Origin of the sequence: Streptomyces novaecaesareae, assembly GCF_000716875.1 — a bacterium.
GTDB lineage: Bacteria > Actinomycetota > Actinomycetes > Streptomycetales > Streptomycetaceae > Kitasatospora > Kitasatospora novaecaesareae.
In genome coordinates, this window is the sequence record NZ_JNWQ01000108.1 from 1 (window position 1) to 19388 (window position 19388).

At 74.3% G+C, this 19388-nt stretch carries 19 protein-coding genes and 1 pseudogene; 12 read left to right on the plus strand and 8 right to left on the minus strand.

All coding sequences use genetic code 11. From position 1 onward, the window contains the following. Nucleotides 1-187: 187 nt before the first annotated feature. A complete protein-coding gene (locus OP86_RS29275) occupies nt 188-1426 on the plus strand; it encodes a glycosyltransferase (RefSeq protein ID WP_030256639.1) in 1239 nt (412 codons plus the stop codon). A 212-nt stretch (nt 1427-1638) separates the two neighbouring features. Next, on the plus strand, nt 1639-2367 hold the full coding sequence (locus OP86_RS29280) for a DUF6461 domain-containing protein (protein ID WP_234434872.1): 729 nt from the start codon (nt 1639-1641) through the stop codon (nt 2365-2367). A gap of 325 nt (nt 2368-2692) precedes the next feature. On the opposite strand, the gene OP86_RS29285 is transcribed toward OP86_RS29280, so the two are convergent. Next, on the minus strand, nt 2693-3004 hold the full coding sequence (locus tag OP86_RS29285; RefSeq protein WP_051830916.1) for a MazG-like family protein: 312 nt from the start codon (nt 3002-3004) through the stop codon (nt 2693-2695). Between the two features lie 3 nt (nt 3005-3007). Further along, nucleotides 3008-3199 carry a hypothetical protein gene (locus OP86_RS29290; RefSeq protein ID WP_030058044.1) on the minus strand — a complete coding sequence of 64 codons (192 nt, stop codon included), beginning with the start codon at nt 3197-3199 and terminating at the stop codon, nt 3008-3010. A gap of 258 nt (nt 3200-3457) precedes the next feature. On the opposite strand from OP86_RS29290, the gene OP86_RS29295 reads away from it, so the two are divergent. The 3 genes from OP86_RS29295 to ftsH all read left to right on the plus strand — a co-directional run bounded on the left by OP86_RS29295 (nt 3458) and on the right by ftsH (nt 8103). Beyond that, a complete protein-coding gene (locus OP86_RS29295; protein WP_051830918.1) occupies nt 3458-5071 on the plus strand; it encodes an alpha/beta hydrolase in 1614 nt (537 codons plus the stop codon). 223 nt (nt 5072-5294) lie between these two features. Further along, on the plus strand, nt 5295-5930 hold the full coding sequence (locus OP86_RS29300; RefSeq protein WP_030058046.1) for a mycothiol-dependent nitroreductase Rv2466c family protein: 636 nt from the start codon (nt 5295-5297) through the stop codon (nt 5928-5930). 298 nt (nt 5931-6228) lie between these two features. Further along, nucleotides 6229-8103: an ATP-dependent zinc metalloprotease FtsH gene (gene ftsH, locus OP86_RS29305; RefSeq protein WP_234434885.1), complete on the plus strand. Its 1875-nt coding sequence runs from the start codon at nt 6229-6231 to the stop codon at nt 8101-8103. On the opposite strand, the gene OP86_RS29310 is transcribed toward ftsH, so the two are convergent. After that, nucleotides 8100-8534: an Lrp/AsnC family transcriptional regulator gene (locus OP86_RS29310; RefSeq protein WP_030058047.1), complete on the minus strand. Its 435-nt coding sequence runs from the start codon at nt 8532-8534 to the stop codon at nt 8100-8102. The two genes, ftsH and OP86_RS29310, sit on opposite strands and share 4 nt — an antisense overlap. A 91-nt stretch (nt 8535-8625) precedes the next feature. Here OP86_RS29310 and OP86_RS29315 point away from each other — a divergent pair, with 91 nt between their 5' ends. The 3 genes and pseudogenes from OP86_RS29315 to OP86_RS35295 form a co-directional block, all read left to right on the plus strand. Continuing rightward, nucleotides 8626-9591 carry an SMP-30/gluconolactonase/LRE family protein gene (locus tag OP86_RS29315; protein WP_051830928.1) on the plus strand — a complete coding sequence of 322 codons (966 nt, stop codon included), beginning with the start codon at nt 8626-8628 and terminating at the stop codon, nt 9589-9591. Then, entirely contained in the window at nt 9588-10427 is an 840-nt protein-coding gene (gene nadE / locus OP86_RS29320; protein WP_030256650.1) for an ammonia-dependent NAD(+) synthetase, read from the plus strand. Before OP86_RS29315 ends, nadE begins: the two co-directional genes overlap by 4 nt. Before the next feature lie 121 nt (nt 10428-10548). Beyond that, nucleotides 10549-10728, plus strand: a pseudogene (locus OP86_RS35295) (ADP-ribosylglycohydrolase family protein); the annotation flags it as partial. Between the two features lie 37 nt (nt 10729-10765). Here the strand turns inward: OP86_RS35295 and OP86_RS29325 are convergent. Next, nucleotides 10766-11119 carry a hypothetical protein gene (locus OP86_RS29325; protein WP_030058051.1) on the minus strand — a complete coding sequence of 118 codons (354 nt, stop codon included), beginning with the start codon at nt 11117-11119 and terminating at the stop codon, nt 10766-10768. 170 nt (nt 11120-11289) lie between these two features. Between OP86_RS29325 and OP86_RS29330 the strand changes: the two genes are divergently transcribed. Next, nucleotides 11290-12072: an SDR family NAD(P)-dependent oxidoreductase gene (locus tag OP86_RS29330; protein ID WP_234434873.1), complete on the plus strand. Its 783-nt coding sequence runs from the start codon at nt 11290-11292 to the stop codon at nt 12070-12072. Between the two features lie 99 nt (nt 12073-12171). Continuing rightward, the gene (locus OP86_RS29335) at nt 12172-13560 is read left to right on the plus strand and encodes a glycosyltransferase (protein WP_157849872.1); all 1389 of its coding nucleotides are present in this window, start codon (nt 12172-12174) and stop codon (nt 13558-13560) included. Nucleotides 13561-13617: 57 nt separating this feature from the next. Here the strand turns inward: OP86_RS29335 and OP86_RS29340 are convergent, their stop codons facing one another. The 3 genes from OP86_RS29340 to OP86_RS29350 form a co-directional block, all read right to left on the minus strand. Further along, on the minus strand, nt 13618-14355 hold the full coding sequence (locus OP86_RS29340; RefSeq protein WP_030058054.1) for a hypothetical protein: 738 nt from the start codon (nt 14353-14355) through the stop codon (nt 13618-13620). Between the two features lie 171 nt (nt 14356-14526). Further along, the gene (locus OP86_RS29345) at nt 14527-16200 is read right to left on the minus strand and encodes a DUF885 domain-containing protein (protein WP_051830924.1); all 1674 of its coding nucleotides are present in this window, start codon (nt 16198-16200) and stop codon (nt 14527-14529) included. Nucleotides 16201-16419: 219 nt separating this feature from the next. Further along, nucleotides 16420-16848: a DUF5997 family protein gene (locus tag OP86_RS29350; protein ID WP_030058056.1), complete on the minus strand. Its 429-nt coding sequence runs from the start codon at nt 16846-16848 to the stop codon at nt 16420-16422. 58 nt (nt 16849-16906) lie between these two features. Between OP86_RS29350 and OP86_RS29355 the strand changes: the two genes are divergently transcribed. Next, complete coding sequence (locus OP86_RS29355; protein ID WP_418952592.1) at nt 16907-17725, plus strand: LysR family substrate-binding domain-containing protein; 819 nt, start codon at nt 16907-16909, stop codon at nt 17723-17725. Between the two features lie 114 nt (nt 17726-17839). Next, on the plus strand, nt 17840-18484 hold the full coding sequence (locus tag OP86_RS29360; RefSeq protein WP_063832481.1) for a DUF421 domain-containing protein: 645 nt from the start codon (nt 17840-17842) through the stop codon (nt 18482-18484). Here OP86_RS29360 and OP86_RS29365 read toward each other — a convergent pair. Then, entirely contained in the window at nt 18434-19150 is a 717-nt protein-coding gene (locus OP86_RS29365) for a rhomboid-like protein (protein WP_033333886.1), read from the minus strand. The genes OP86_RS29360 and OP86_RS29365 overlap by 51 nt on opposite strands. Between the last annotated feature and the right edge of the window lie 238 nt (nt 19151-19388).

Below are 19388 nucleotides of genomic sequence, written 5' to 3' on the forward strand. Positions count from 1 at the left end.
GTGCGGGGGAGGGCGAGGCTGGGGTGGGGGCGGCGGGCGCGGTGGGGGCCGCAAAGGAAACGGCAGGGAAATCGCGCTCCCTGCCACTACCAAGCTATAGCCCACCCGGGGGCTTGCGGCAAGGCCCCGGTCGTCCCGCAGAATCACTGGTCGAACGGCCATGACCTGCGGAAACGGGAGTCGCGAAATGCGTGTGTTGTTGACGACGTGGGGATCGCGCGGGGATGTCGAACCGCTGGCTGGGCTGGCGGCGGCGCTGCAGGAGCTCGGTGCCGAGGTGCGGGTGTGTGCGCCGCCGGACGAGGAGTTCGTGGCCCTGCTGGCGCGGGTCGGCGTGCCGTTGGTGCCGCTCGGGCCCTCGGTGCGCTCGGTGGTCGCCGGCCCGAGGCCGCCGACGGCGCAGGACGCGTTCCGGCTGGCCCCCGAGCTGGTCGCCGCGCGCTTCGACACGCTCACCGCGGCGGCCGAGGGCTGTGACGTGCTGCTGGCGACCGGCCTGATGCCGGCCGGCGCCCGGGACGTGGCCGAGTACCTCGGCATCCCCTACGTGCTCGCGTGCTTCCACCTCCTCGGACTGCCGTCGCGGCACTTCCGCCCCGGAGCGAGGCCGGGCACGCCGTCCCCGCAGGGCGAGACCGACCCCCGGGTGCTGTGGGAGCAGGACGCCCAGCGGGTGAACGGGCTGTACGGTGAGGCGCTCAACCGGCACCGGGCGGCGCTCGGCCTGCCGCCGGTGGACAACGTCCGCGACCACGTCCTGACCGACCGGCCGTGGCTGGCGGCGGACCCGACGCTGTGCCCGTCGCAGGGCATGACGGAACTCGACCCGGTGCAGACCGGAGCGTGGATCCTGCCCGACGACCGCCCGCTCCCGGCCGACCTGGAGGCGTTCCTGGACGCCGGCGAGCCGCCCGTGTACGTGGGCTTCGGCAGCACGGCCGCGCATGCCCCGGAGGGCATCGCCCGGGTGGCGACCGAAGCGGCCCGCGCACACGGCCGCCGGGTCGTCCTCGCCCGTGGCTGGGCCGGCCTGACCCCGGCCGACGACCGTGACGACTGCCTGGTCGTCGGCGAGGTCAACCAGCAGGCCCTGTTCCGCCGGGTGGCCGCCGTCGTCCACCACGGTGGGGCCGGCACCACGACGACGGCGGCCCGGGCCGGCGCGCCCCAGGTGGTCGTCCCCCGGATCGCGGACCAGCCGTACTGGGCCGGCTGCGTTGCCGAGTTGGGCATCGGCGCGGCCCACCTCGACCCCGCGCCCACCGTCGACTCGCTGTCCGCCGCGCTCGCCACGGCCCTGGCGCCCGAGACCCGGGTATGGGCGGCGGCTGTGGCCAGCACCGTCCGCACCGACGGGGCGACGGTGGCAGCGAGACTGTTGTTCGAGGTGGCGGCCGGCCGGGACGGGCGGCCCGGGGCCGGGTGAACCGCGTGGCGCCGAGGCCGGGTGAACGGCTGGACGGGCCACGTGAGTTCGGCGGCCGGATCATCCTCCGTTCGGTCGGTGGGGTGGAGGTCGGCCCGTGCGGGGCTCGTTCCGGCACCGATCCGGTGCCCGGGCCCCGGCCGTCGGAGGTGTCGGTTAGGGTGCCCACCGGCGCGCCCGGCCACCGCAGGCCGGCGCCAGGGGAGGGCGGCATGACGGACAGTACGTGCGAAGGAGCGGGCGAGGACGGCGACGGTATCCAGTGGCTCGCGGAGATCGGCGGGCCGCACCCCGGGGGGCCGCACCCCGGCGGGCCAGCAGCGGGCGGGCCCGACGCGGACGGTGAGGTCGGCGGGGTGGTGTTCGCCCGGGGGATCCCGCCCCGGGAACTCGCCCGCCGGATGGGCGCCGACCCGGCCGCCGGGACCGAGCCGATCAGCGGCACCGACATCCGCGACCTGGACATCGAGGTCTACCGCCCGGGCGACGACGGCGACGGCGTGATCAGGGTCGGCGAGTGCGGAGGTTGGTCGTTCGCGATCGAGTACGGCGACTCCACCGGCGGCGAGCTGCTCACCGAGATAGCGCGCGACGGAGTCGAGGTGGTGCACTTCCGGCCGATGCCGGAGCAGCGGCCGGCACTGCTCGACTACGCCCGCGACGGCGCCGTGCTGTGCGGCTTCGGCCTCGGCGAGGAACGCTGGCGCTGGGGGCAGGAGCCCGACCTGCTGGTGCCGGACCTCGTCGCCGCGAGCGTGCTGGAGCCTGACGGCATCACCCCCTGCGCCTCCGCGGCCGGTGCCGGTGCCGGTGCCGCCCACTGCCGCACCCTCGGCGCCGTCGAGCGGCGCTTCGGGCTGAGCCTGCCCCGGGCCGCCCTCGACGGGCTGCGCCTGCCGGCGTACGCGGTGCGCGGTACGCCGGGGATGGAGCCGCGCTGAGCCGGGGGAGCCCCGGACGCCGACAGCGGTGACGATGGCGACGACGGCGCCGACGACGGCGGAAGCGGGCAAGGCCGCGGCGGACATGGACAGGACTGCGGCGGGCAGCGCGAGCACGAGGGACAGCACGGTCATGGCAGAGCTCCTTCCCGGGCCCCGCCGGGGAGCCCGATGACCGTCATCCTTGCGCGGTGCCGCTCTCCGCACTTGTGCCGATCGGGAGGTCCCTGAGGGGAAATCCCGAGGAAGCCCCCTGCCGATCGGCAGGGGGCTCACCCCTCCGGCTGGCCGCGCCCGCCCGGGAATCGGAGCCGATGAGTGGAGCTCACGCCCCGCTTCGTGGCTCGCCGGGGCGGTGTGGGCGCCAGGCGGCGAGGTGGGCGGTGAGGACGGCGGCGGGGTCGGAAGTGGTCTCGCGGAGGGCGACCATGGCGGCGGTGATCACGTCGCAGAGTTCGCTCTGCAGATCGGTGACGGTGTGGCTGACGCCCTTGCGGGGATTGGCGCCGAGGACGCCCAGCAAGGCCTCGGCGACCTCGCCGGCCTCCTCCTGGATCTTGACCACCTGGAGCGGCAGCAACGGCTGCCCGATGCGCTCCCGGTGGTCGGAGAGGTGGCGGTGGACGGCGTCGATCACGGCCTAGTCGTCGACGCGGGAGCCGGGCCGGGAGTCGGGCCGGGAGCCAACGCGGGAGTCGGGCCGGGAACCGCTGTCCGGCCCGTCGTCGCGCAGTTGGAGCGGGACCTCCTGGCTGCTGGTGGTGACGAAGGCGTCCACGTCGTCGAAGTCGGCCCGGCCGCCCTCGTCGGATGCGCTGGTGTCGCTGCTCAACTCGCCCTTCGTGGCAGGGTTCCGGCGCCCGCTGCGGGCGGACGGCGGTAAGGCTGTCACCGCGTGGGCCGGTTGAACCCTCACCCGGTCGGCCGGTGGCAGCCCGGGCGGCGCACGCCCTCCGTCCGGAGGTTCCCGGCAGGCACACGCGGTCTTCGGCCCCTAGGGTCTGTGGTGCGTCGACCGCGCCGAGCGCCGGGCGTACGCCGTCCCGCCGCGCGCCGGGTGCCCGGCAGACCCGAGAGGTGGACCCGCCCCATGCACACCGTCGTCCGCGGCGCCGGAGCGCTCGGCCTGATCGCGCTGTTGCTCACCGCCGCCACCGGCTGTCAGGCCGACAGCTCCTCCGCCGCCGAGCCCGCGCCGACCTCCCCGGCCGGCGGCACCTCGGAGCCGGCCACCGGGTCGGCCACCGGGACGGCGAACGGCTCGGCCACCGGGCTGGCCGCCCAGAAGCTGGACTGGCACGCCTGCGCCGCCCCCAGCACCGCCCAGGGCAGCGGCACCGCGCCCGCCGCCGACTGGCAGTGCGCCACCCTCAAGGCCCCGCTGGACCACGGCAAGCCGGACGGCAGGACCATCGACCTGGCCCTGATCCGCAGCAGGGCCAAGGACGAACAGCAGCGGATCGGCTCGCTGCTCTTCAACTTCGGCGGCCCCGGCGCATCCGGGGTGGCCACTCTGCCCGCCCTCGCCGCGACCTACGCCTCCCTCAACACCCGCTACGACCTGGTCAGTTTCGATCCGCGCGGAGTCGGCGCCAGCGCCGGGGTGGAGTGCCTGGACGACAAGGCGATGGACGCCGGTGTCGCCGCCGACGCCACCCCCGACGACCCGGCCGGGGTGAAGGCGCTGGACGACAGCAACGCCCGGTTCGTCGCCGCCTGCGAGCACAACTCCGGCCCGGTGCTGCCGTACGTCGACACCGAGAGCGCCGCGCGGGACATGGACCTGATGCGGCAGGTGCTGGGCGACCGGAAGCTCTCCTATTTCGGCATCAGCTACGGCACCCAGCTCGGCGGCGTCTACGCGCACCTGTTCCCGCAGGAGGTCGGCCGGCTCGTGCTGGACTCGGTGGTCGACCCGACCAAGGACCCGCAGCAGTTCGCGCTCGGCCAGGCCCAGGGCTTCCAACTCGCCCTCGACGACTTCATGAAGGCCTGCGCCACCCAGGTCGCCACCTCCTGCCCGACCGGCGCGGGCGGCGAGGAGGGCACCGCGAAGGTCACCGCGCTGATGCGCAGGCTCCAGCAGTCGCCGCTGCCCACGCAGGACGGGCGGCAGCTCACCGAGAGCCTGGCCGTCACCGGCATCGCGGGCGCCCTGTACAGCCAGGAGACCTGGCCGGTGCTCGCCGCCGGGCTCACCGAGGCGATGGAGCAGGGCACCGGCACCACGCTGCTCCAGCTCGCCGACGCGCTGAACGGGCGCGACGCGCAGGGGCACTACAGCAACCTGAACGCGGCGAACCGGGCGATCAGCTGCGTGGACGCGCGGCAGCGCTACTCCGACCAGGACGTCGAGCAGCAGTTGCCGCAGTTCCAGGCCGCCTCCCCGGTCTTCGGCGCCTACACCGCGTGGGGCCTGACCGGCTGCACCGGCTGGCCCGTCCCCGGCAAGGGCGACCACCCGGAGGTCGCCGCCCCCGGTGCCGCCCCGATCCTGGTGGTCGGCACCACCGGGGACCCGGCCACCCCGGTCGAGGGGGCCCGGGCGATGGCGCAGCAGCTCGGCGCGGGCATCGGCGTCACCGTCACCCTGCGGGGGGAGGGGCACGGCGGCTACAACACCGGGAACCCCTGCCTGAAGCAGACCGTGGACGCCTACCTGCTGGACGGCACGGTGCCGGCGGACGGGACGACCTGCGGCTGAGGGCGGGCGGCGGCAGGCGGCGGGAGGCGGTCCCAAGCGGTCCCAAGTGGCCCGAAGCCCCCGGAAGCGGCCGGAAGCGGACCGAAGCGCCCCGAAGTGGCCCAACGAAATGCCCACGAATTGGCACTGCAGAGTGGTCCACTCGACCGTTAATCTCATCGGTGTGACGAACACTGTGACGAACACCGCAACCGGCAACCTGACCGACAACCTGACTGACAACCTGGCTGACAACCCGACCGGTGACCCGACGAAGCCCACCAAGGTCGACTTCTACTTCGATCCCGTCTGCCCGTTCGCCTGGATCACCTCCCGGTGGATCCTGGAGGTCGAGCGCCACCGCGAGATCGACCTGACCTTCCGGGTGATGAGCCTGTCCGTCCTCAACGAGGGCCGCACCGACCTGCCCGAGCGCTACCAGCGCCTGATGACCACCGGCTGGGGCCCCGTCCGGGTCTGCATCGCGGCCGCCGAGAAGCACGGCCAGCACGTGCTGCGCGACCTGTACACCGAACTCGGCACCCGCTTCCACGACCAGGACCGGCCCGCCGACGACGCCGTCATCCGGGAGGCGCTGGTCGCGGCCGGTCTGCCCGAGGAGCTGGCCGACGCCGCGAACAGCACCGAGTACGACATCGCGCTGCGCAAGAGCCACCACGAGGGCATGGACCCGGTCGGGGAGGAGGTCGGCACGCCGACCATCCACGTGGACGGCGTCGCCTTCTTCGGCCCGGTGCTCAGCGCGATACCGCGCGGAGAGGACGCCGTACGGGTCTTCGAGGGCGTCCGGCTGCTGGCCGGGTACCCGAAGTTCTTCGAGCTCAAGCGGACCCGGACGGGCTCGCTCGACTTCTCCTGACCCGAGCTCGACCATGGAGACGGAGCCTCGGCGGCCCGAGAGGTGGTGAGCGTGGATGATCGTACGAATCCGGCTGCGCGCTGCCCGTCATCCCGCGACACCGCCGGGCCCGGGGCCGGGCCCCAGGTCGGGCCCCGACCCAGGCCGAGCACCCGGCCCAGGCCCCGGCTGGGGCCAGCGCCCGGGGCAGGGCCAGCGCCCGGGACAACGCCCCGGCCAGCGCCCCGGCCCCGGAGGCCCGGGTGCCAAGCCCCCGCCGCCCTCGTGGCGCCGCTGGCTGCTGCCCGTCGCCGTGCTGGTGACGCTGCTCCTGCTGGTGCTGTTCTCCAACCCCGGCAAGCCCGGCACCCGCTACGGCTACACCGACTTCGTGAACCGGGTCGGCGCCGGCCAGGTGCAGACCGTGGACGTCAGCGACACCGGCGGGGTGAGCGGCACGCTCAAGGACGGCACCCACTTCACCAGCCAGATCCCCACCGCCCTGGACACCTCCCAGCTCAGCCAGGCGCTCAGCAACCAGCATGTGACCGTCACCGGCAGCCGCTCCGGCGGCAGCTCGATCTGGTCCACGCTGCTGCTGTTCCTGCCGCTGCTGCTGTTCGGCGGGCTGTTCCTCTGGTCGGGCCGGATGGCCGCCAGGTCGCTGGGCGGCGGGCTGAGCGCCATCGGGCGCTCCCGCGCGAAGATCATCGAGGCCGAGCGGCCCGCCACCGGGTTCGCCGACGTGGCGGGGTACGAGGGGGTGAAGCAGGAGGTCAGCGAGGTGGTCGACTACCTGCGCAGCCCGGAGCGGTACGCCGCCGCAGGCGCCAAGGGGCCGCGCGGGGTGATCATGGTCGGGCCGCCGGGCACCGGCAAGACCCTGCTGGCCAGGGCCGTCGCCGGAGAGGCCGAGGTGCCGTTCCTCTCGGTGACCGGCTCCGGATTCGTGGAGATGTTCGTCGGCGTCGGCGCCTCCCGGGTCCGCGACCTCTTCGACGAGGCCCGCAAGCGCGCGCCGTCGATCATCTTCATCGACGAGATCGACGCCGTCGGCGGCCGCCGGGCCGGCGGCACCCGGATCGGCGGCAACGACGAGCGTGAGCAGACCCTGAACCAACTGCTCGCCGAGATGGACGGCTTCGACCAGAGCACCGGCATCGTCGTCATCGCCGCCACCAACCGGCCGGACGCCCTCGACCCGGCCCTGCTGCGCCCCGGCCGCTTCGACCGGCAGGTCACCGTCCCGCTGCCCAACCAGGCCGAGCGGGCGGCCATCCTCATGGTCCACACCCGCGGCAAGACCCTCGCCCCCGGCGCCGACCTGAACCGGATCGCCCGCGGCACCCCCGGCTTCTCCGGCGCCGACCTCGCCAACCTGGTCAACGAGGCCGCCATCAACGCCGTCCGCGCCGACCGCGCCACCATCACCGCCGACGACCTCGACGCCGCCCGCGACCGCGTACTGCTCGGCCGCCGGGAGTCCTCCAACGCGCTGCTGCCCGACGAGCGGCACGCCGTCGCCGTGCACGAGTCCGGGCACGCCCTGATGGCCGCGCTGTGCGAGCGCGCCGACCCGGTCGCCAAGGTGACCATCCTCCCGGCCGGCGTCTCCCTCGGCGCCACCGAGCAACTGCCCGAGGCGGAGCGGCACCTGTACAGCGAGGGCTACCTGACCGACCTGCTCACCGTCCAACTCGGCGGTCGGGCAGCGGAACTGGTGGTGTTCGGCGAGGGGTCCACGGGCGCCGCCAACGACCTCGCCAACGCCACCTCGGTCGCCACCCGGATGGTCCGCGAGTTCGGCCTCTCCCCGGAACTCGGCCCGGTCGGCTACTCCAGCGGCAGCCCGCACTACCTCGGCGACAGCCCCGAGGACCTGCTGCGCCGCCCGTACTCCGAGCAGACCCAGCGCGCCGTGGACGAGGCGGTCGCCGGGCTGCTGCGGCAGGCCGAGCGCCGGGCCATCGGCCTGCTGACCGAACACCGGCACCACCTAGACGAGTTGGCGAACCTGCTGGTCGCGCAGGAGACGGTGGACGGCGGCGTGGTGCTCGACATCCTGACGCACCCGGCACCCTCGGAGTCCTCTGAGTCCCCTGAGCACCCTGAGCACCCTGAGCACCTTGAACGCCCGACGGCCCCGGAAGCACCGACGGCCCCGGTGTCCCTGACCAAGAAGGACAGGACCTAAGGCGCCGGCGGACGCTCGAAGAAGGTCTCCAGGACGACGGTCGCCTGCGTCCCGCTCACGCCCTCGATCGCGTAGAGCCGCCGCAGCACGTCCTGGAGCTGCTCGGTGGACGCGGTCCGCACCTTGACCAGCACCGAGGCGCTGCCCGCGATGATGTGCGCCTCCTCGATCTCGGGGATCGCGGCGAAGGCCTGCGCCGAGTCCCCGATCCAGGCCGAGGACTCCACCATCACGAAGGAGAGCACCCCCAGCCCGAGGCTCCTCGGGTCCACCTCCACCGTGGTGCGGCGGACCACGCCCCGTTCGCGCAACTTGCGCACCCGCTCGTGCGCCGCCGCCGCGGAGAGCCCCACGGCCTTGCCCAGCGCGGCGTACGCCTGCCCGGCGTCCTGCTGCAGCAGGACGAGCAGTGCCCGGTCGGTGTCGTCCAGGTGATCGGTGGCCATGGTGGGACCATACCGCGTTCTGGCATACTCCTGGCCGTCGGAATGACATTCGGTCTATGGCGACACCGGGTGAATGATGTCTGGTTCAATCGAGTTCGGGCTGTACGAGATCCTGGACGAGCGGTTCCGCCGCTGCGCCAACGGCGACACCCGGCTGGAGAAGCTGTACGGCGACTGCCGCTGGGCCGAGGGCCCGCTCTACCTGCCCGCGTGGCGACAGGTGATCTGGAGCGACATCCCCAACGACCGCCTGCTGCGCTGGGACGAGGCCACCGGCACGGTCGGCGTCTTCCGCGCCCCGGCGGGGCACCCCAACGGCAACACCCTCGACCGCGAGGGCCGGCTGATCAGCTGCGAGCAGGGCAACCGCCGGGTCACCCGCACCGAGCACGACGGCCGGATCACCGTCCTCGCCGACCGCTACCGGGGCAAGCGGCTCAACTCGCCCAACGACGCCGTCGTCCGCTCGGACGGCGCGATCTGGTTCTCCGACCCGGACTTCGGCATCACCACCGACTACGAGGGCCACCGCGCCGAATCCGAGATCGGGGCCCGCAACGTCTACCGGATCGACCCGCACGGCGGGGAGGTCCGGCTCGCCGCCGACGGCTTCGAGGGGCCCAACGGGCTGGTCCTCTCGCTGGACGAGCGGCAGCTCTACGTGAACGACAGCCGGGCCGGGCACATCCGGGTCTTCGACATCGGCGAGGACGGCGCCCTCGGCGGCGACCGCGTCTTCGTGAAGGGCGACGGCTGCCGCTTCGACAACATCCGCTTCGACCTCGACGGCCGGCTCTGGGCGGCGGCCTTCGGCGACGGCGTCCACTGCTACGCCCCCGACGGCACCCTCATCGGCCGTATCCTCGTTCCCGAACCCGTCTCGAACATCACCTTCGGCGGCCCGAAGAACAATCGCCTGTTCATCACCGCCACCACCTCGCTGTACTCGCTGGTGACGACGATGACGGGCCCGCACCGCGTCGCCCAGCCCGTAGCCCTGCCCGCCGTCCAGCCCGCAGCCCAGACCGAGGAGTCGGAATGACCGAACCCCTGACCGCCGACCTCCAGCGGAAGATCGCCCGCGCCCTCGGGGTCGCGCCCGTCCCGGACCCGCTGCGGGAGGCCGAGCGGCGCGCCGCGTTCCTGGCCGAGCAGGTCCGTGCCGCAGGCGCCCGCACGCTGGTGCTCGGGATCAGCGGCGGCGTGGACTCCACCACCGCCGGGCGGCTCTGCCGGCTCGCCGTGGACCGGCTGCGCGCCGACGGCTACCAGGCGGCCTTCTGCGCGATGCGGCTGCCGTACGGGGTGCAGGCGGACGAGGACGACGCCCAGCGGGCCGTCGCCTTCATCGAGGCCGACGAACTGCTGACCGTCGACGTCAAGCCCGCGACCGACGCCGCGCTGGACGCCCTGCTGGCAGCCGGGCTGACCTTCACCGACCGCGCCCACGAGGACTTCGTCCGCGGCAACGTCAAGGCCCGCCAGCGGATGGTGGTCCAGTACGCGGCGGCGGGCGCCAGCGGCGGCCTGGTCGTCGGCACCGACCACGCGGCGGAGGCGGCCGTCGGCTTCTTCACCAAGCACGGCGACGGCGCGGCCGACGTGATGCCACTGGCCGGACTGACGAAGCGTCAGGTACGTGCCCTCGCCGAAGCCTTGGGTGCGCCGGCTGAGCTGGTCAAGAAGACCCCGACCGCCGACCTGGAGAACCTCGCCCCCGGCCGCCCCGACGAGGAGGCCCTCGGCGTCACCTACGACGCCCTGGACGACTTCCTGGAAGGCCGACCGGTCGACGAGGACACCTTCACCACCGTCCTCGGCCACTACCGCCGCACCGAGCACAAGCGCGCCCTGCCGGCCACCCCGGGCCGCGCATGACCCCCCGCTCCGGCCCTGCCGACCGCTCCGGCCGTCCCGACCGCGAGGCCGGAGCCGTCCTCGGCGCGGCGGTGGGCGACGTCCTCGGCGCCCCCTACGAGTTCGGCCCGGCCGGAGCGTTCTCGGCGGCGACACCGACACCGTCGCCGCCGTCACCGGCGGGCTGGCCGGGGCCGTCCACGGCCTGGCGGCCGTTCCGGAACGCTGGATCGAGCCCCTGCACCTGACGCTGCCCGGGTTCGGCGGGCGGGAGTTGCGGGTGGCGGAACTGCTCGACCTGGTCGGGCGGTTGACGGCCTGAGACGGCAGGGCCCGCACCGCCTCCCGGGGTTACAGGGCTACCAGGGGATGGTGATGGTCGGCGGGGCGATCAGGAAGGCGATGACCAGGACCAGTGGCACAAGCAGGTGACAGAGGAGCCCGCCGAACGCCGCGCAGCGCCAGCGGCGGTGCGGGGTGGAGTGGTTGCCCGCGATGGCCACGCCGAGCAGGGCGGTGAACCCGACGAAGCCGAGCAGCATCATCGTCTGCACCACCGCGGCGTGATGCTCGTCGGGGGTCTGCTGTCCGGCCCAGCGCCAGATCCTGGACAGCAGGAAACCGTCGATCAGCGCTGTCAGCCCGGCGAACACCGCGCCGGCCGTGAGGTCCGCCGATTCCGTGCCCCGGCCCTTGAGCCCCGTCCGCGCCACTGATGCCCCATCCCCCCGATGCCGGCCCGCTCACGTGCCTCGCTACGGTACCGGGGGGCGGTTCGGAACCGAAGGGGGCCGGGTCGCTGACGGACGGACAGCTGACGAACGGACAGGAGGCCGGCGCGGAGCCGGCCGCGGCGCGAGGGGACGGCGCGATGGGGGACGGCGTGACTGGGGATCGCGTGACGGGGGAGCAGCTCGCCGTGGTGTCCGGCGGGGGCACCGGGATCGGCCGGGCGATCGTGGCCCGGCTGGCCGCGGACGGGTACCGGGTGGTGGTCCTGGGCCGCCGGGCGGCCGTGCTGGAGCAGGCCCGGGAGGAGATCGAGCGGACGGCGGGGCCGGGCCGGATCGTCCCGGTGGCGGCCGACCTGACCGACCCGGCGGCGGTCGAGGCGGCGGCGGCCCGGATCGCCGCGCTCGGCCCGGTGGACGTGCTGGTGAACAACGCGGGCGCCATCGTCACCCCGCCCGCCGACGACAGCCTGGCCGCCCTGGCCGCGTCCTGGCGGCGGGACCTGGACGGCAACCTGCTCACCGCCGTGCTGCTGACCACCGCTCTGCAGGGCGCGCTGCGCCGCCCCGGCGGCCGGCTGGTGGTGATCAGCTCGGCGGCGGCCCAGCGCGGCGGCGCGGGCCCGCACTCGGCCGGTTCGTACGCCGCGGCCAAGGCCGCGCTGCACGGCTGGGCCTTCGGCCTGGCCCGGCAGTTGGGGCCGGACGGGATCACGGTCAACGTGCTCGCGCCCGGCTACGTCGAGGACACCGAGATCTTCGGCGCCGACTGGAGCGAGGAGTTCCACGCCCGGAAGGTGGCGGACACCCTGGTCGGCCGGGCCGGCACCCCGGCGGACGTGGCCGAGGCGGTCGCGTACATCGCCTCCCCGGCGGCCGGTTACCTGACCGGCCAGGTGATCGGCCTCAACGGCGGGGCAGTGCTGGGGCGCTGAGGCACCGGGGTGCCGGGGCGCTGAGGTGCCTGGGCGGCGTCGAGGCGTTGATCGGTCGTCTGCCGGATGTCCGTACGGTGAGGTCCGAGCACGAACCGAGTGGTTCAAGACCCTACCGAGGAGCCTCCGCTGTCCAGGATCATCACCACCGCCGTGCCCGCGCACGGCCACACCGGCCCGCTGCTGGCCGTCTGCGCCGACCTCGCCGCCCGCGGGCACGAGGTGGTGTTCCTCGGCGGCTCGCGGTTCGCCGGCGCGGCCGAGCGGGCGGGGGTGCGGTTCGTCGCGCTGCCCGCCGAGGCGGACTTCGACGACCGCGACCTCGACGCGAGCTTCCCGGGGCGGTCGAGCCTGCCGCCCGGCCCTGAGCGGCTCGCCTTCGACGTGCGGCACGTCTTCCTCGACCCGATCCCGGCCCAGTACCGGGCGCTGCTCACGCTGCTGGCGGACTTTCCGGCGGACGCCGTGATCGCGGACGCCTTCCTGCAGGGCGCACTGCCGCTGGCGCTGAGCCGGCCGCGGTCGCAGCGCCCGGCGCTGATCAGCATCGGGGTCACCCCGGCGATGCTGCCCAGCGTGGACACCGCGCCGTTCGGGCCGGGGCTGCCGCCGCTGCCCGGGGAGGAGGGCCGGGCGCGCAACCGGGCGTTGCAGGAGGAGGCGGACCGGCGCGCCGAGCCGCTGCGGCGGTACACCGAGAAGGTCTACGCCGAGCTGGGCGTCGAGGCGCCGCGGGGGCCGCGCGGGCTCGCCGCCGTGACGGTGCCGGACCACTTCCTGCAGCTGACCGTTCCGGGCTTCGAGTACCCGCGCAGCGACGCGCCGGCCGGGTTCCGGCTGATCGGCGCGCTGCCGGGCGCCGCCGGGAACGGGCAGCCGCTGCCGTCCTGGTGGGACGAGGTGACCGGCGGGCGGCCGGTCGTGGTGGTGACCCAGGGGACGCTCGCCAACGACGACCTCGGGGAGCTGATCGCCCCGACCGTCACCGCCCTGGCGGAGCGGGAGGTCCTGGTGGTCGCCGCGACCGGCCGCCCGGACGGCCCGCAGGCGCTGGCCGGGCTGCTCGGCGGCAGCCTGCCGGGGAACGTGCGCGCCGTCGACTACGTCCCGTTCGAGCGGCTGCTGCCGCACACCGACGTGCTGGTCAGCAACGGCGGCTACGGCGGCGTGCAGACCGCGCTGCGGTACGGGGTGCCGCTGGTGGTGGCCGGGGCGAGCGAGGACAAGCCGGAGGTGGCGGCCCGGGTGCAGTGGTCCGGCGTGGGGCTGGACCTGCGGACGGGCCGTCCGGCACCGGAGGAGGTCGGCGCCGCCGTCGACCGGGTGCTCGGCGAGGGTCGGTTCCGCGAGCGGGCCCGCGCGCTGGGCGCGGAGCTCGCGGAGTACCGGCCGTTCGACACGATCGCCGAGCTGGTGGAGTCCGAGGCGGCCGCGGGGTCTGAGGCGTCGGCGGCGGGGGTGGAGTCGGCGGCGCCGGTCGGGCGCTGAACGGGAGCCCCGCCAACAAACGTCCCGCCGACGGACGGCCGTCGGCGGGACGGTCCGTCAGTCGTCGTCGGCGTCGGCCTCGGGCGTCGGCGAACTGCCGGAGCGGATGCCGAGCTTGACCTCGGCCGTCGTCCAGTCGGTGGCGATCGCCTGCTGGGCCGCGACCAGCGTGACCTGGCCCTTGCAGATCGCGGTGTGCAGGTGCGTCTCCACCGAGTCCTTGGGGTTGTTCGGGCCCTTGCCCGAGACGTGGCCGGGGGAGGGCGGCTGGATCCAGAGGTTGCGGGCGTCGTTGGGGTCGCCGCCGAGTTGCAGGCTGATCAGGTGGTCGTACTCGGCGTCGCCCATCGGGCCGGTGTAGCCGTAGGACTTGGCGTTCTCGGCCTTCTCCTTGCCGGTGAGGTTCGCCGGCGGGCGGATGCCCGAGGTGTAGCCGCCCTGCTTGCAGATGGTGTCCTTGAGGTTGTCCTGGCTGACGGCCGGACTTATCGCCCCCGGGGTGCAGTTCGGGTCGGGCAGCGGCTGCTTGTCCGCGGTGTAGCGGTAGTGGCAGCTGCCCGGCGCGGGCTGCGGCTGGACGTCGTACGAGCTCTTCGGGCCGGGCCCGGTCACGATCGCGGCCGGGGCGGGCTGGGCGGGCTGGGCGGCGTCACCCCCCGCCGCCGGGGCGGAGCTGTGGCCGGCCCCCTTGGCGGTGTGGCCACCGCCGGACGAGCAGCCTGCGGCTGCGGCGAGCAGGACGGCCGCGGCCACGGCCAGGGCGCGGCGGGCGGGTGCCGGCACGGGTTCCTCCATCTGGGTGTGCGTGAGCGGCGGTCACCGGGCGTGCCGGGGACCGCGCCAGCGGACACTACCGTGTCGGTGGGGCCGAATGGGTGACGGCACGTCCGGGCGGGGGAAGCCTTTACCAGGCGCGCGGAACCGTTTCCGCACCTGGCTGGCTCCTGCCGCCGGACGGACCGACCGCTACTGCGCCGCGATCCAGTCCGCGACCAGCTCGTCCAACACCCCCAGCGGCAGGCTGCCGTGCCCGATCAGCTGGTGGTGGAACTCCCGGACGTCGAAGCGGGCGCCGAGCGCGGCCTGCGCCCGCTCGCGGTGCCGGACGAGCTCACGACGGCCGATCAGATAGGCGGTGGCCTGGCCCGGCCAGGCGATGTAGCGGTCGATCTCGTTGCGGACGTTGGCCTCCGGGGTGGCGGTGTTGTCCCGCATGAAGGCCATCGCCCGCTCCCGGGACCAGCCGTAGTGGTGCAGACCGGTGTCCACCACCAGCCGCACCGCCCGCAGCGCGTCCAGCGAGAGCATGCCGAAGCGGGAGAGGTCGGAGCTGTACAGCCCCATCTCGTCCGCGAGCCGTTCGGTGTACAGGCCCCAGCCCTCGACGTGGGCGGTCAGCTGGCCGCTCGGCTTTTGCCGGAACTGCGGCAGGTGACGCAGGGTCTGTGCGACGGCGATCTGCAGGTGGTGGCCTGGCACGCTCTCGTGGAAGGCGATCGCCTCGTACTCGTAGCTGAACCGGGTCTCCGGGCGCAGCGTGTTGATCCAGTGGGTGCCGGGCAGCCCGCCCGGGCCCGGCGGCTGGTAGTAGGCGAGCGGTGCGGTCTCCGCCTCGATCGGATCGATCTCCTTGGTCACGCAGTCGGCGATCGGGTACGGGCGGAACCAGTCCGCGGCGGCACCACGGGCCCGCTCCAGGGCGCCGTCCACCAGGGCGACGATCTCGGCGGCGGCGGTGAAGCGCAGCGAGCGGTCCTCGCGCAGCGCGGTCAGCACGCCCGCGGGGTCGGTGATGCCGAGCACCTTGCCGCCCAGTTCGGCGAACTCCTCGCGCAGCGCCGCGACCGCCTCCAGACCGATCCGGTGGACCTCCTCCGGGGCGAGCCCGGGCCGGGTGAACCGGGCGACGGCGTCGGCGTAGCCCTCGACCCCGCCCGGCAGGTGGCAGGCCCCGGCCCGGTCGTCGGGGCGGGCGCCCGGCGCCAACTGCTGGGCGAGCCCCGCCCGGTAGCGGGCCAGCGCCGGACGGACGGCGTCGCGCAGGATCGCCCGGGCGCGCTCGTGCTCCGGGCGGCCCCGCAGCGGGCGCAGCAGCGTGTCCTCGTCCGGGACGGTGGCGAGGTGGGCGTCCAGCTGGGTGACGGCGGCGTCGACCCCGCTGCGCAGCGGGTGGCGGCCCTCGGCGGCGGCGTCCACGGCGAGGCGCAGCGCGGCGTCGAAGTAGCCGGGCAGGGCGGCGAGTCGTTCCAGGTAGGCGTCGGCGCCCTCGTGGTCGACGGGGGCCATCGTGAGCGAGGTGATGGCTTCGTTGTGCTTGGCGACGATGCTCGCCGAGATCGCGAACTCGTCCAGCCCGTGGGCGATCCGGCCGATCCCGTTGTCGATCAGCCGGGCCAGGACCCGGTGGGTGGTCCGGTCCTCGCCGTTCAGCCCGTCCAGGGGGATCGCGGTGAGCCGGGCAGCGAAGCCCTCCAGCGCCGCGCGGTGGTGCTGCGCGGCGGCGCGGGAAGGGTCGGGCAGCAGGTGCGCGTAGCCCTCGACGCCGCTGAGCGTCGCGTCGAACGGGTTGTGGGTGTTCTCGGCGTCGAAGTACTCGTCCGCGAGTGCGGAGAGTTCGGTGTGCTGCGGCTGCTCGATCACGGGTCCCCCTGCTCCGGTGCTCGGTGCGGTCCGGGGTGCCCTGGGGCGCCCCGATCCCGTCGATTATTCGGAGTGATCGGCGGCGTGGTCAATACACGGCGGAGGGAGGGGAGTTCCAGCCGTCGCCGGGTGTCGGTCACGCCGCCGATCAGGGCAGCCGGGCAGCTTCTCGGCCGGTCGGCCGGTGTCAGCTTCTCGGTGGGTCAGCCGGGCAGCGGGTCAGCGGGTCTGGGCGGCCTTCGCCTCCTTGGCGGCCTTGGCGGCGGCCTCCTTCTCCTGCTTCTCCTTGATCCGCACGGTCTCCTTGCGGACGTCGACCTGGTTGGCGCGCTCGTGCTGCAGCCAGAGCGGGTTCTCGGCCTTGATCGCCTCGATCTGCTCGGTGGTGAGCGCCTCGGTCACGCCGCCGCGGGCCAGGCCGGAGATCGACACGCCGAGCTTGGCGGCGACCACCGGGCGCGGGTGCGGGCCGTTCTGGCGCAGGTCCTGGAGCCACTGCGGCGGCTCGGTCTGCAGCGCGCTGAGCTCCTCGCGGGAGACCACGCCCTCCTGGAAGTCGGTCGGCGCCGCGGCGAGGTAGATCCCCAGCTTCTTGGCCGCCGTGGCCGGCTTCATGGTCTGGCTGGTCTTCTGCTTGAGCGATGTCATGGTGACAAGGGTAAGGGAGCGCGCGGGCGCTCCTCGTCACGGTCGGTAGCCTTGCCCTGTGACAGACATGCAGGTGAACCCCTCCTTCCGGCTCGTGTACGTCCCGGGCGTGACCCCCGGCAAATGGGTCCGGGTCTGGGACGAGCGGCTCCCGGACGTACGGCTCGACCTCCTCGCGGTCCCGGTCGGCGACGGCGAGCGCACCCTGCGCGAGGGCGGCGCGGACGCCGGGCTGGTCCGGCTGCCGGTCGACAAGGACGTGCTCAGCGCGATCCCGCTGTACACCGAGACCACCGTCGTGGTCTTCCCCAAGGACCACTGGCTGGCCGCCGCCGAGGAGGTCGCGCTCGACGACCTCGCCGAGGAGGTGGTCTTCCACCCGCTGGACGACACCCTCGGCTTCACGGCCGACACCCTGCCCGGGCGCCCCGCCATCGCCCGCCCGGACACCACGGCGGACGCGATCGAGCTGGTCGCGGCCAACGTCGGCGTGCTCCTGGTGCCGCAGTCCCTGGCCCGGCTGCACCACCGCCGGGACCTCACCTACCGGCCGGTGACGGAGGCGCCGCAGTCCCAGGTGGCGCTGTCCTGGCCGCAGGAGCGGACGACCGAGCTGGTGGAGGAGTTCATCGGCATCGTCCGGGGCCGTACGGTCAACAGCTCGCGCGGCCGCGGGGCCGGGCAGGCGGCGGCCGAGGCGCAGCCGAAGAAGCCGTCGTCCTCGGCCGCGCGCAAGCCGCAGCAGCAGCAGAAGGCGGGCGGCCAGAAGGCCGGGGCCCAGAAGCAGCAGCGGGCCGGCGGGCAGAAGCCGAAGGCGTCGCCCGGCGGCCGGGGCGCGGCGGCGGCCCGGCGCGGCAAGCCGAAGCGCCGCTCCTAGGAACGGTCCCTCCCCGCGTGCCGTAGCGTCGGCTCCGTTCCGCCGAGCCGAGCCGAGCCGAGCCGTGGCGGGACGTGTCGTGGCGGGAAGCGTCGTGGTGGGAGGAGCGGGGCCGTGTGGCATGACCTGGTGGCCGTCCAGATTCCGATCGTCGAGAAGGTCCTTCGGACGGTCGCCGTCTACGCGCTGATCCTGCTGCTGTTCCGGCTCGCCGGGAAGCGCGGGCTGGCCGGGCTGAACACCTTCGACATGGTGGTCGTCTTCCTGCTCTCCAACGTGGTGCAGAACGCCATCATCGGCAACGACAACAGCCTGCTCGGCGGCGCGATCGGGGCGGTCACCCTGATCGCGGTGAACTCCGCCGTCACCCGCTGGCTCGCCCGCGACCCGAAGGCCGCCCGGATCCTGGAGGGCACGGCCACCACCGTGGTCGAGGACGGGAAGCTGGACCGCGCTGCGCTGCGCGGCCTGGCGCTGCGCCCGTCCGAGCTGGAGCACGCCATCCGGATCCAGAACGGCGACAAGGTGACCGATGTCGCCCGGGCCCGGCTGGAGCCGGACGGGCAGCTGCTGGTCACCCTCAAGGCGGCCGAGCAGGGTGCCACCCGGGGCGATGTCAGGGAGCTGCGGCAGCGGCTGGAGACGATCGAGCGGCTGCTCACGGAGCTCGCCGCGGACCGGCAGCGTCCGTCGGGCATCCGGCGGTGGTCACGGGCGCGCGTCGGCCGTGGCAAGGGCGGCGGCCCGGCGGCGACGTGAGGCTTTGACCGCCACCACGCCGGCCGCGGTGAAGCCGAGGGCGGCGGAGATGAGGTGGCCGACGGTGGTGAAGTCCGGCAGCGGGCCGGGCCAGTCGTGGCCACCGGAGAGCGGCCAGGCGAGGACGAAGGCCGCCCAGGGGAGGCGGGCCCAGCGGGGCAGGGCGAGGGTGGCGAAGGCGAGCGCGGCCTGGGCGCCGTAGCTGATGCCGTAGTCGGAGGCGTGCCGCACGCTCTCCGGGTACCAGCCGTGCCGCAGGGCGAGCAGGATGACGACCGCGGTGATCAGGGTGGCGCCGATGTGCCCGCCGAGGAAGACGGCGGCGGCGCGGAGGCCGCCGAGGCGGCGCTCCGCCCAGGCGAGGCAGCAGCAGATGCCGAGGCCGAGGGTGATCAGGGTGCCGCCGAAGCCGGTGGAGGCGATGTCGGTGAGCGTTCCGTCGTAGAGCAGGGCGCTGCCGAGGAGTGCGGTGACCGGGTGGTCGTGCAGGTTGTCGAGGTTGGTGCTGATGTAGTCCCGGAGGGCGTCGGCCCGTGCGGGGGAGAGCAGGTCCTCGACCCAGACGTGCCCGAGCAGGAGCAGGCCGACGTAGCCGAGCGTCACCGGCGAGCGGCGCGGGTACGTCCGCAGGGCGCGGAGCAGGGCGCGGAGCGCTCTGCCCGGCACGCCGCCCGGCAGTCTCCGCGGCGATCGAGCGTTCATGGTCTGGTGCCGTCCCCGTCGAGCCGAAAGTCCGACCGGCGTAACCCCGCCGGCCCCCGCGGCGACAGTACCGTCCCTGCTCGCGGACGGTCGGCGGGGGCGGCCGTGAAGGAGCTCGGGGCGGCTCATCCCGACCGGCGGGCGGCTCATCTCGACCGGCGGGCCAGGGCGGCGGTGAACGGACGGGGGGACAACGAGGAGC